We start from the raw sequence: 12,809 nt of genomic DNA, 5'->3' as shown, positions 1-12,809 counted from the left end.
GTTTCACCAACTCCTGGTCCTGTTGGACCTGTTACTCCCGTTGCTCCAGTTGCGCCAACTCCTGGACCTGTGGGACCTGTTACTCCTGCTACGCCCGTTGCTCCAGTTGCGCCAGTCGCTCCTGTAATTCCAACTCCCGTAGGTCCTGTGACTCCTGTGGCCCCCGTTGCACCTGTAGCACCTGTCGCTCCTGTCGCTCCTGTGGCTCCTGTGGCTCCTGTGGCTCCTGTGGCTCCTGTGGCTCCCGTAGGTCCTGTCGCCCCTGTGGCTCCTCTAGTAAATAACCCAAGAGCTAAAGAAATAGATATCTGAATGAGTCTGATTTGTTCAACTAGCTCATCCTTACAAGCTCGGTCTACACACAATTGAAGAACAAAAGCTAACAATTGTGCCAGTAACTGTTGTAGGTTTGTTCCAACACTTATAACTGAGAATGGAGTTACCTCCGTGGACACAATAGTCATTTCCAATATTGATAGAAGTTCTGTTGGATCTGGTTCTTCACATTTTGTTTTTTTCAAGAACTTTCTAAGTCGTTGCAACACTCTTTGTAGGTTAGCAATATTGAATGGCGTTGGATTCGTAAGCGCAGGAGGTACCACCTCACCGAGCTTAATTATGATGTGTAACAAATCTTTAGCTTCTGCATCATCATGACATGGTTCACATTCTTTCATATGTCTGTATCTCCTCCTATGTTTTTTTTAAAATCACCTAGAAGATTGAGTCATGCCAAATCTTCAATAGTATCAACATATTCCGAGGAGAATTATTTGGTGTGTGCAAACAAGCTAAATATTTTGTCGGTAATATAATTATTCAAAAAAACATACAGTCTATATATGTTTATATTCGGAGGGATTTTATGATAACGATAAGTCTCTGCTTAATTGTGAAAAATGAAGAAAAAACCCTTGATCGTTGCTTATCTTCTGTATCTAATTTAGTAGACGAAATCATCATTGTGGACACGGGTTCGACAGATCTCACCAAGACGGTTGCAAGAAAATATACGGAAAAGCTATATGATTTCAAATGGATTCAAGATTTTGCAGCAGCACGTAATTATGCGTTCGCTCAAGCCACAAAGGACTATATTCTGTGGTTAGATGCAGATGATGTCGTGAAAGAGGAAGATGCCATTCGATTTAAAGTATTAAAGGAAACTCTGGACCCTTCTGTAGACTCCGTTACCATGAAATATCTTTTAGGTTTCGACTCTTTTGGAAATGTCACATCTAGCAACAGACGCAATCGACTTGTTAAACGGAGTAACCATTTCCGCTGGATTGGCGCAGTACACGAATACCTCGAAGTAAGTGGGAACATCTTCAATAGTGATGTTGCAGTAACGCATAGTAGCATTCATCATGACAGCGATAGAAACCTTAATATTTATGAGCAACGTTTATCTAAGGGCGAACAATTCTCTCCACGCGATCTTTATTATTTCGCCAACGAGTTATTAGACCATCGTATGTACGAACGGGCAATTACGTTCTATGAGAAATTTCTGGATACGAAAGAAGGATGGATTGAGGATAATATTTCAGCATGTGGGAAATTGTCGGATTGCTACAATGGTCTAAATAATAAGCAAAAGGAATTAGAATCCGCCTTAAGATCATTCCAGTATGATTCGCCTCGCGCTGAATTCTGTTGCAGAATAGGTTATCATTTCTTACACAAAGGCCAAATAAACAATGCTATTTATTGGTATGACACGGCAACTAAGCTTGAACCGGCTAGCAATAATTTAGGTTTCCAAAACCTTTCTTGTTCGACTTGGCTTCCTCATTTACAGCTGTGTGTTTGCTACGATCGAATCGGTAATTATCAACTCGCCTATGAACATAATGAAGAAGCTCGGAAATACCGTAGTGACGATCCTAGCATACTTCAGAATAAAACGTATTTAGAAGCCATTCTTTGCAAAACAGAAGAAGCTCCACCTGGTGAATCACTATGAATCAACCCAAAATACGTGTATTAGTCGGTAGTCCTATTCACCAAAAACCTGCCATTTTACAAGAATTCCTCTCCTCTCTTCTTCATTTGAAGCAGCATCGTATTGAACTGAACTATTATTTCATCGACGATAATATAGATCAGGATTCATCCCTTATTCTTCAACAATTCTCCCAACAATCCGAACACGTAACCCTTCAATCCTCTGGAATTTCTGACGACTATATTCGAGATGATACGACACACCTTTGGAACACCAATCTAATTTGGAAAGTAGCCAACTTCAAGAACACAATAATTCAGCACGCCGCCAAATTGAATTATGATTTCTTATTTCTCATCGATTCCGACCTCATTCTCCATCCGGATACCATTGAGCATTTAGTTGCGACGAATAAAGATATTATTTCTGAAATATTCTGGACACAGTGGCAGCCTAATGCCATGTTCCAACCTCAAGTATGGATGCGCAACGAATATGATCAATGGGAACAACAACTTGGTGAACGACTACCTGATCAAGAGATCGCTATCCGATTCGCACAATTTATAACGAAACTGAAAGAACCAGGATTATATGAAGTGGGCGGCTTAGGAGCCTGTACTTTAATTAGTCAGCAAGCGATACAAGCAGGCGTCAATTTCAATCCCATTCATAACATCTCCTTTTGGGGGGAAGATCGCCACTTCTGTATTCGTGCCGTAGCATTAGGTATCCCACTATATGTAGACACACATTATCCTGCACTCCATCTATATCGAGATTCAGATCTTGATAAAGTATCATCTTTCAAGAAAGAATCTGGAATCATTCTAATTGAAGAGCCAGATTCTGTCACTGTCATTCACAATCCTCCCCATATAGAGGTAATTCATGAACACCCGAAATTAACACTAACGATGGTTGTGAAGAATGAGAGTACCCGCTTTCTTAGACAAGTACTAGAGGAACACCGTAAATACATTGATGAAGCGGTTATTATTGATGATGGCAGTAGTGATGGAACAATCGACCTATGTTATGAAGTTCTTGAAGGTATTCCTGTACGCATGATTCGAAACGATGTCTCTAAGTTCTCGAATGAAATCGATCTCCGTAAGCAACAGTGGGAAGAAGTTATCAAAAGTAACCCCGATTGGATTCTTAATCTGGATGCGGACGAAATGTTCGAACCCAGATTTGCAACCGAAATCCGTTCATTGCTTCGAGATGCCGATGTAGATCTATTCTGCTTTCGTCTCTTCGATTTATGGAACCAAGATCATTACAGAGAAGATCAATATTGGAAGGCTCATTTCAATTACCGCCCCTTTCTCGTTCGATATAAAAAAGACTTTGTATTCCAGTGGAAAGAAACTGCTCAGCATTGCGGCAGACTTCCAGAGAATATCTTCGCATTACCACACTCTTTATCCGACCTGCGATTGAAGCATCTTGGATGGTCACGACCTGAATACCGTCTTGAGAAATATTTAAGATATCTTGCGCTAGATCCTAATGGCGAATTCGGTTGGAAGGAGCAATACGCCTCCATTCTAGATGAACAACCAAATTTAATCCCTTGGATAGAATAAGAATGAATTCTACTCGTCTGGAAAGGAGGGTCTAATGAGAATCATTCATACGATGCCTTTGCTTATACGTAGTGAACCTTTAAACATTATAGAGGATATGATGATGGCTTCTGCATGCTTTGAGAGCTTAGCTTTATCTGAGGATGCATTAGTCATCATCTACAATCAAGGCGGACTGAGCAATGACCAATTGAAACAGATGTGTACCACCTTCAAACTTACTGCCGTCATACTTGGTGAGGGGGAGAATGTCGGGATTGCTCGTGCACGACAGCGTTGCTTCGAGTATATTTGGGAGCATTATTGCGATACATCTTATGTATCTGAAATTCATGTCGATATGGTATTTACTCCGAACTGGCATACACCTCTAATAGACTATTTAGAGAACTCTGATGAGCCTATGATTTCTCCCGGAATTATTACAATCACTGGGGAGTTACAGCCCCTCGGACAATATACGACCATTCCTTCGACCTATCGCGAATTAATTACACACTTGGAGAGTTTAAGCGTAGATGAAGTTCATTTGGGATTTGTACACCCCGTGATACACCGAGCGAATGCTCTACAATCTGTCGGTGGGTATGACACACAGTTTTTAAGTGGTAAACAAGGTTATGAGGATGACAGTCTACTCATTGGTTACGTCTACTACATGGGAACTAAGAACAACTGGCGTCCTAAGTGCTACTTAAAATCATGGGTATATCATGCCACCCTGGCCCAGCGTATGTCTCTTCCTGACAGACATATAGATTTCGCCATAAACGAGAAAGGGCTGTTTCAACAGTATGGAGCATACGGATTGAAGCAATTATCCGAAATCCATTCAAATTCCGCTGATTTTGAGCAGTTGATCCATAGATATATTCTTGAGGAGGAGTAATATGGTCGATAAACAAAAAGAAGTATGGGATAAATTATGGTCACATAAGGTTTCTTATCGCTGGGATCCACTCAGTCAAGTCATTTACGATACCATCCACAGATGGGTTAATCCAATTCAGAATTTAAATATTCTAGAAGCCGGATCTGGCACCGGCAAGATTTCATTACGACTCGCCTCAGAGGGGGCTCAGGTAACACTAGTAGATTATTCGGAGAAAGCACTGGAGAATAGTCGCGAGGCATTCGGACAAGAAAGTTGCCAAGGAACGTTTATTTTGTCAGATATACGCAATATCCAAGCACCTGACCATAAATATGACCTCACATGGAACGCTGGAGTATTAGAGCATTTTACTTTTGATGAGAAAGTAGACATCTTAAATGAAATGGCGAGGATCACGAAACCAGGTGGCATCATTCTTATCTTAACGCCCTATTCAAAGTGTCTACCTTATCGTGTGGGTAAAGCTTTTGCCGAGAAACAAGGTGTCTGGATGTATGGTGTAGAAGATCCAGTAACCACCCTAGCTCAAGAATTTGAAAGTAGTGGTATTCCTCTACTTGAGGAAACGGACATTGGCTTTGTGAACAGCTTAGATTTCCTTGACTTTATTCCCCAATCTGACATCATCAAACAAGCCATTATTCAATGGTATCAGGAGCTTTCAGATGAGGAACAAAGCTTCTTTCCTGGGTACCTGCTTGTCAGTGTCGGTAAAAAGGAAGGCTAACTACATCCTTACTAATAGATTCGTATCCATGATCCATAACAAGCCAAATATAGTGTGCTGCTGTAGGGTTACTGCTACCCATTGCTGCACACTATTTTTCTTTTCAAATTCTGAATATATGATCATTAAACTTCCCACCAATAAAAATTCAAAACAGACGTCATCGTCAATCCAATCGCAGAACTTGAGGAAGAAACCGTTGCGGAAATAGCATTACCCGGTGGAATTATTATGCTTCCTCTAAAATGTTGTGCGAATGGACCTGGAGCTAGTTGGAAAGAAGCCACGGTTGTACCGCCCGTTATGACCGCTGTAGAAGATTGCGTTGTCGACGTACTGGTTGTGGTGTTGCCAAGATTATTATTAGCAGGCGTTAAGGTCGTTGGAGTTGTTAATGTTCCCCCTTTTACAATACTCATATTTCCCGTTAATGAAGATAGTAATGATGAACCACCAATACTCCCATTGATCTGAGATAAATAGACGGTCCTACCACTCCCACTTGGATTAGATAATAGAATTGAGATGGTCGCGGAGGTAAGACCAAGAACCACCAATGACGAAGTAGAGCCAAATATTGAAAAAAGTCTTCCAGAATTACTAGCATTGTTCTCGGGAGGTGCGATAATACCTGGGTTCTGATACGTATTCGTCATTTGAACATTTACAGGACTGGTGTTTGTATCAAATACATAATAGTTCGGCATATTCGTTATCCCTTCTTATTGAATTAGTATTCCCACCAATTAATGCTTGCTGTTGACGCAGAAGTTCCTGATGAAATAGTCGCGGAAACCGTTAATGAATTATTCGGGGGTACTATGATACTGCCAGTATAATTAATAAGAAATGGACCCGCAGACAATAACATGGATGCAACCGTAACAGGAGTTCCTGTAATGGCTGTCGTAGCACTCTGTGCTGTCATCACACTTACCGTCGCACTACCAAAATTTAAATTCACCTTCGTCACTACTGTTCCACTTACTGTTCCATTCTTTATAATTGTTAAGATGACAGCCGCTGCTGCTGCACTACCTGCAACACGAGAAATATACATATTCTTACCACTGCCTAATGGGTTGGTTACTTGAAGAACTAACGGCGCTGTTGTAGTTACTGTAGATGCAAAATTCACACCAAACAATACTCCAGCTTTGGAAGCAGCTCCTTCCGGAGTAGAATCTATTCCCGGCGCGATATAAGTATTTACCTGCTGTGTATATAAAGGATTCTCTATCTGATTAAATACAGAATAGTTCGCCATCATCTCTGCCCCTCTCTTTACATTTACTATAGTAATTAAATTGTATATTGCATTCTCCTACACTATATGCAAATTTATCGTACAGGTTATATAGGAGAATGCGTATTTAAATAGCCTCTTCAGCCTTCTTGAGGTTGGAATATAGTATAAATGACCAATTATATTACGTGTCCAATCATGAATAAGCTCTCCTCATATATTGTTATCAGCAACAAACTCATACGAACTCAACATGATACATCTTGCCTGCGTGTGGCCGCAGAGAATCTGTAACCAATGTATATATGAATGTTGGCCCCGCCGATGGCAAGGGCCTTTTATTTATGCGTATATTCCGATTGCAGCGACCTGCGTAAAAACAACAAAATCACAATAAAATGGATTTACTTTTAGGAGGTGAATGAACATCTGTGATAAGCAAATCCAAATTAAAACAAGAAAAGTCAAACCACGTAAGCTCAAACCATGTAAACCTAAGAAATGCAAACTCAAAAAGAGAAAAAAGACATGCCTTTCCATTAAAAAAACATGTTTCGTCAAACAAATTAATTACTACAAAATTATAAAACCTGTACGTATTGTTCGACCTGTCCGGGTCGTTGCAAAGGATTTAGATATAAGAAACTTAAACCCAGTAAGAGATAAGGTAGAAATATTCGGGTCAGATGGCCAAGAACTATTACCTATACGAACCGATGCCATGGGACGACTTGAAGTCATATCTAGCTCGAGTACCAGCACCATTTTTATGGAAGAAGAATTCTTGAATGTCAATGTTTCACACGCTACTACATCACTTCCTGCACAGGACTCTAGAACTAAATCTATGACCTCTTATGCCGTTGCAAACCGTGGAGATGAACCCATAATCGTAAGAGTAGAGATTAGTCCCAATGCCCTTGATTATGCCAAAGACATGCAAGAAACTGTCCCCCCTCAATCCATGCGTGTATTCGTTCCCAACCGATTTCTTAAATGGACACGGGTATCCATAAATACAGAAACACCAACAAGTGCAAGCATTGTCGATGTATATTTCCAATCCCAAACTACAGGAAGCGAATACAACAATCCAGAATGAAAGGAAGAGATGTCTTGCCAAACTTTAGCGCTTTTCAATCAGATCCAGATAATCTACGAACCCTTATTTTTGGTCGAGATTCAACATCTGTTGATAGAGCAATAGCAACAGATTCTAGCGGTAATATTTCAACCAATATCTTAAACGGGACCATTACTAGTGTACTTGGCGCTACCATTACTGCAGGTACTTTGTCTTCCGCCGGTACTGTAACTAACATCTTGAACGGGACCATTGACAGTGTACTCGGTGCCACCATTACTGCAGGTACTTTATCTTCCGCCGGTACTGTAACTAACATCTTGAACGGGACCATTACGAGCGTACTCGGTGCTACTATTACTGCCGGTACTTTATCTTCCGCCGGTACCGTAACCAACATCTTGAACGGAACCATCGATAGTGTACTTGGAGCTACCATTACTGCAGGTACTCTGTCTTCCGCCGGTACTGTAACTAACATCTTAAACGGGACCATTGACAGTGTACTCGGTGCCACCATTACTGCAGGTACTCTATCTTCCGCCGGTACCTTAACTAATATCTTGAACGGGACCATTACCAGTGTTCTTGGAGCTACCATTACAGCAGGTACTCTGTCTTCCGCCGGTACTGTAACTAACATCTTGAACGGGACTATTACGAGCGTACTCGGTGCTACTATTACTGCCGGTACTCTGTCTTCCGCCGGTACCGTAACCAACATCTTGAACGGGACCATTACGAGCGTACTCGGTGCTACTATTACTGCTGGTACTCTGTCTTCCGCCGGTACCGTAACCAACATCTTGAACGGGACCATTACCAGCGTACTCGGTGCTACTATTACTGCCGGTACTTTATCTTCCGCCGGTACCGTAACCAACATCTTGAACGGAACCATTACCAGCGTACTCGGTGCTACTATTACTGCCGGTACTTTATCTTCCGCCGGTACCGTAACCAACATCTTGAACGGAACCATTACCAGCGTACTCGGTGCTACTATTACTGCCGGTACTTTATCTTCCGCCGGTACCGTAACCAACATCTTGAACGGGACCATTACCAGCGTACTTGGAGCTACCATCACGGCCGGTACGTTAAGTAGTGTCACTTCTATTTCGCAACGAAGCTTTATTGAACAGTCTACGCTAGGTGTTGCAACGAGTAATGTTCTAACCGCTTTACCAGCGATCACCACAAGCGTACTTGGAACATATTCATTCTTTATACAGAACACCGGTGCCAACCCTGTCAATACACAACTTCAAATCAGTGCAGACGGAACCAATTATTACGTTGATACTAATGGTGATAATCCACTAGCAGCAGGTGCCATCGATGTACTTGTCCCTTCTCGATTCTTGAAATATACTCGCGTCGCATACGTTTCAGCGAATCCAGCAACTGCTTCAACCATCAACGTTATTTTCAACGCACAGGGAACCTAATTAGGAATAATTTCATAATATATTATGAGTCTTTAGAGTACATGGTCTTCCATGTACTCTTATTCGTGCATCCTAAACGTTATATCTCTTTTCAATAAAGACTCATATTTCTCGCAGAAATTGCTCCTAATATGACCGGTTAGAGCGTGAGGAGGAACAACACCCATGAATGAACATTCTATTGGCGTTCATATCATTACAAAAGATGAAGCCGAATTATTACCACAATGTCTAGAAAGTGTGCAGCATGCAGATGAGATCATCGTAATCGATACCGGTTCGAAGGACTCGTCCGTTCTTATCGCTCAGTCTTATGGAGCCCATGTCATAACCATGGATTGGGAGAATGATTTCTCCAAGCCCCGTAACGAAGCGTTGCGCCATGCGCATACGGAATGGATTCTGATGTTGGATGCAGACGAACGCCTTTTAACCCCACTTCATATCGTAGAAGAACAGTTGACTTCCATCGATTCTCATATTCAAGCCATCACGGTTATTGTTGATAATTTGGTTAGTAAACAGCCTGAGAATCGAGTTACACATCAAGCACTTAGACTATTTCGAAATAACGAGAATTATGAGTTCCGAGGGATCATTCACGAGCAAATCGAAGCATCTATTATTGAGAAACATGGACTCTCTTCCATATCTAACTCAGATATTCAAATCATACACTTGGGTTATTTACCCAAATACTTATACAATAAGAACAAAGTAGCACGTAATCACACTTTACTCCAACAGGCTTTAAAGGAAATGCCCGATGATCCCTTTCTTCTTTATAATATGGGTATAACCCATTGTCAGGCAGGTCAATTAGAACAGTCACAACATTATCTCGAACAAAGCTTATTACTTGCTCCCCTTAATCAGTCTTACCGTGCAAACTTGATCCGTGATCTATGTAAAATTTATCTAGAACTGAACCTAACACAACCTTTGGATATTCTGTTGATTCATGAATTGAATCGTTACTCTAATTATCCCGACCTCCACTTCTTACTTGGTCAATCTCTCGAACGTCAGGGTTTACTTGAAAGAGCAAACGATGCTTATCAGAATGCTACTTCTTGCACAATAGGTACACTGAACCCGCGCTACATCACCGAAATGGGCGTGGCACATTTCCTTCCGCATTGTCACATGGGAATGATCGCGCAACAATTAGGCAGAATGGAAGACGCTGCCCGCCATTTCCATCTATCTCTTCAATTCAATCCATTATATATTCCCTCACTGAAAGGTATTACTTCAAGTTTTCATCAACTAGACGTGCCCGATAAGGACATTCACACTTTACTACAACAGCTTGTGAATCCCCAGACAACAGAAGATCACCATCTAATTATAGAGGCACTGAAAGAAATACAAGCACATCAGTCTATTGTAAATTACTCACAACAATCATATATCTCTAACCCAAGAATCCTATTAGATGTTTGCACCTCACTCATAACAACTTCCCGCTTAGAAGAGGCATCCCATCTTTTCAATCAGCAAATGCCTCATCTTTCGTATGATGATCTTACAGTGGCAAGTCAGATGTGGGCTATTTGTCAATGGCAACAAGATCCGGGCGATCTTCAAGATAACTTCTACGTAAATATGCCCCTAGATATGTGTAAAAGATATGAGTTTGTGGATCAAATCTTACAAGTACCTTCAGATACGACCAAACATCATTACCCAACAGACATATTAGAACTTGTTATCTCTCTTGTTCGCCATTCCGTATTATTACACCAACTAGAAATAGCCCAGCATCTTATCGAACATTTCCCAGAGGCGAAACTTACCTATGCTTCAACGTTGTATGCGCAGGGAGATACGATGACTGCGGCGGATATACTACTATCTTTATTACAACAAGATCTACTTGATGATGAAGCTCGCATTTACTTAGGCGAAATTCTGATTGATAAGGGCCATTATTCGCAAGGTGCTGCATGGTTCGAACAACTTCTTCAGACTCATCCTAGAAATGAGAAAATAATAACCGCGATATCCATCTGTTACCTTCATCTCGCAGAGTCATATATTACAGAAGCACTCGAGTTAACTGATAACCAACACAACAGTCCTCTACAAGAAGATCTTCACTCTATCCGATCGGCTATTCTTATATTGAATCGTACAGGATGGCATACCACAATAAATCTCAATAGAACGACAAAAGAGGTCAGCCATGATTGATACCCATCATCCTCTAATATCCCTATGTATGATTGTAAAGAATGAAGCTGAGCATTTAGCCACCTGTCTGGAAAGTGTTCAAGAGGTTGTTGACGAGATCATCGTCGTAGATACCGGATCTACGGATTCTACCATTCAAATTGCACAGCATTATGGAGCAAACGTCATCTCATTTCCCTGGACTTCAGACTTTGCAGCTGCACGTAATGTAGGAATTACCCAGGCACAAGGAACATGGATTCTTATCTTGGATGCGGATGAAGAACTGGATCATAGTAGCAAGGAAGAGTTAAAGCTATGTGCTATACATTTGGAATATGAGGGGTTTTTCTTACGAATTCATAACCATACAGGAAAAGAAAAATCATCACCTACAGCAACCGTTAATCCCATTCTAAGAATGTTTCGCAATCGACCTGAGCATCTTTTTCGAGGCATTATTCATGAACAAATTGCGGCTTCCATTACTGAATTTCGTCCGAATGCTGCCCTTCACCTCTCAACAGTCATGATTCACCACTATGGATACGCAGATCATACAGTCAGCGAGAAAGATAAAATACAACGTAATGTGACATTGCTTACGAAAGAGCTTCGTCGATCTCCGAACGACCCTTTTCAACATTTCAATATGGCCGTTGAATATATGCGATTGGGTGAACATCAGAAGGCATTGGATCATATTCACAAGTCGATGGCACTTATCGTGCCAGATACGAGTTATGGTCATTTACTGCACAAGTATGAAATTCGATGCAGATATGCATTAGGTCAAATCGATGAAGCACTGAATTGTTGCAATCAAGCGATAGGTATTTATCCTGAATACACCGACATATTTCATCTCAAAGGAGCTATATTTTTTGCGAATCGAATGCTCTATGAGGCTAGATCAACGCTAATGAAAGCAATTGTATTAGGCCCCGCTCCCACGCACTACCACACAGAAACTGGGCTTGGGACCTACCTTTCATGCAATATGCTAGGTCAAATAGCCGAAGAAGTGGGTCATGATTCGGAAGCCATAACATGGTATACGAAAAGTGCTTTATTTCAACCAGACTGGGTACAGACTTCGAATCGAATATTGCGAATGATGAAATGTGTAGATCGAGAGCAAGATATCCCAGAATTATTAGCTAATCATTTCCCACTTCACATTCAAGACACTGAGATAAGGAACGAGGTCATCAAATGGTTAGCCTTAGATGGTTCCTATCAAGCAGCTCAGTCATTAATCTCACAATTGGATACGTTCAAGACAGATGAATCTGAGGCGTCATGGAGAAGTCTAATTTCTTCTGACCACCCGTTTATTTCGGACATTCCTCAGGAAACCCTTACCTTAGCCATTCCCTACGCATATCAATTCGGACAGGAGAATAAAGCATTTAATCTTCTTCGACAATGGGAACATCGCTATCAGAATGAATCACGTAACAGTACTGATATATTACATTCTACGGAACAGATCCAAGATGAAGTTCTCGAACCTAAGCAACCTACGGAGTCATTAATGAATGAAGCTTATCATCTCGGTCGTACTTGGATCGCTCTTACAGACGCTATACTTAGCCGAAATGAACCAAGCTCGCCCCACTATTCGGCCATCCACCGCGTGCGACTCATGCTACCCTTACCACGAATCAAGTAAAAGGGGACCTCAT

The 12,809-nt window shown here is 41.3% G+C and carries 12 protein-coding genes; 8 read left to right on the top strand and 4 right to left on the bottom strand.

Annotated elements, in window-relative coordinates:
• The coding region (locus BW961_RS30935; protein ID WP_139331735.1) for a collagen-like repeat preface domain-containing protein at positions 1-677 on the bottom strand (677 nt) is incomplete at its 3' end.
• Positions 678-865: 188 nt separating this feature from the next.
• Between BW961_RS30935 and BW961_RS24050 the strand changes: the two genes are divergently transcribed.
• The 4 genes from BW961_RS24050 to BW961_RS24035 are packed head-to-tail and all read left to right on the top strand — an operon-like array spanning position 866 to position 5,165.
• Complete coding sequence (locus tag BW961_RS24050) at positions 866-1,969, top strand: tetratricopeptide repeat-containing glycosyltransferase family 2 protein (RefSeq protein ID WP_068592428.1); 1,104 nt, start codon at positions 866-868, stop codon at positions 1,967-1,969.
• Positions 1,966-3,543, top strand: coding sequence for a glycosyltransferase family 2 protein (locus BW961_RS24045; RefSeq protein WP_068592430.1), 1,578 nt, complete (start codon positions 1,966-1,968; stop codon positions 3,541-3,543). The genes BW961_RS24050 and BW961_RS24045 overlap by 4 nt, the downstream gene beginning before the upstream one ends.
• Positions 3,544-3,577: 34 nt before the next feature.
• Complete coding sequence (locus BW961_RS24040) at positions 3,578-4,432, top strand: glycosyltransferase family protein (protein ID WP_068592433.1); 855 nt, start codon at positions 3,578-3,580, stop codon at positions 4,430-4,432.
• A gap of 1 nt (position 4,433) precedes the next feature.
• On the top strand, positions 4,434-5,165 hold the full coding sequence (locus tag BW961_RS24035) for a class I SAM-dependent methyltransferase (protein WP_068592435.1): 732 nt from the start codon (positions 4,434-4,436) through the stop codon (positions 5,163-5,165).
• Here BW961_RS24035 and BW961_RS31635 read toward each other — a convergent pair whose 3' ends face one another.
• Genes BW961_RS31635 through BW961_RS24025 form a run of 3 tightly spaced genes read right to left on the bottom strand, consistent with a single transcriptional unit; the run spans position 5,166 to position 6,435 of the window.
• The gene (locus BW961_RS31635; protein WP_280175222.1) at positions 5,166-5,291 is read right to left on the bottom strand and encodes a hypothetical protein; all 126 of its coding nucleotides are present in this window, start codon (positions 5,289-5,291) and stop codon (positions 5,166-5,168) included.
• Positions 5,291-5,872, bottom strand: a complete 582-nt coding sequence (locus BW961_RS24030) for a hypothetical protein (RefSeq protein WP_068592437.1) — start codon at positions 5,870-5,872, stop codon at positions 5,291-5,293. Before BW961_RS24030 ends, BW961_RS31635 begins: the two co-directional genes overlap by 1 nt.
• A 23-nt stretch (positions 5,873-5,895) precedes the next feature.
• Positions 5,896-6,435 carry a hypothetical protein gene (locus BW961_RS24025; RefSeq protein WP_082867721.1) on the bottom strand — a complete coding sequence of 180 codons (540 nt, stop codon included), beginning with the start codon at positions 6,433-6,435 and terminating at the stop codon, positions 5,896-5,898.
• 397 nt (positions 6,436-6,832) lie between these two features.
• On the opposite strand from BW961_RS24025, the gene BW961_RS24020 reads away from it, so the two are divergent.
• The 4 genes from BW961_RS24020 to BW961_RS24000 all read left to right on the top strand — a co-directional run bounded on the left by BW961_RS24020 (position 6,833) and on the right by BW961_RS24000 (position 12,796).
• Positions 6,833-7,513 (top strand): DUF6385 domain-containing protein, encoded by a 681-nt coding sequence (locus BW961_RS24020; RefSeq protein ID WP_068592438.1) that lies wholly within the window; start codon positions 6,833-6,835, stop codon positions 7,511-7,513.
• 14 nt (positions 7,514-7,527) lie between these two features.
• A complete protein-coding gene (locus tag BW961_RS31330) occupies positions 7,528-8,946 on the top strand; it encodes a DUF6385 domain-containing protein (protein ID WP_244556045.1) in 1,419 nt (472 codons plus the stop codon).
• Between the two features lie 165 nt (positions 8,947-9,111).
• Positions 9,112-11,142, top strand: a complete 2,031-nt coding sequence (locus BW961_RS24005) for a tetratricopeptide repeat-containing glycosyltransferase family 2 protein (RefSeq protein ID WP_068588401.1) — start codon at positions 9,112-9,114, stop codon at positions 11,140-11,142.
• Complete coding sequence (locus tag BW961_RS24000) at positions 11,135-12,796, top strand: tetratricopeptide repeat-containing glycosyltransferase family 2 protein (RefSeq protein WP_068588397.1); 1,662 nt, start codon at positions 11,135-11,137, stop codon at positions 12,794-12,796. The genes BW961_RS24005 and BW961_RS24000 overlap by 8 nt, the downstream gene beginning before the upstream one ends.
• Positions 12,797-12,809: the final 13 nt, after the last annotated feature.

This window comes from Paenibacillus macquariensis, from assembly GCF_900156375.1.
GTDB lineage: Bacteria > Bacillota > Bacilli > Paenibacillales > Paenibacillaceae > Paenibacillus_AQ > Paenibacillus_AQ macquariensis.
This window is presented reverse-complemented; position numbering and strand designations above follow the sequence as displayed.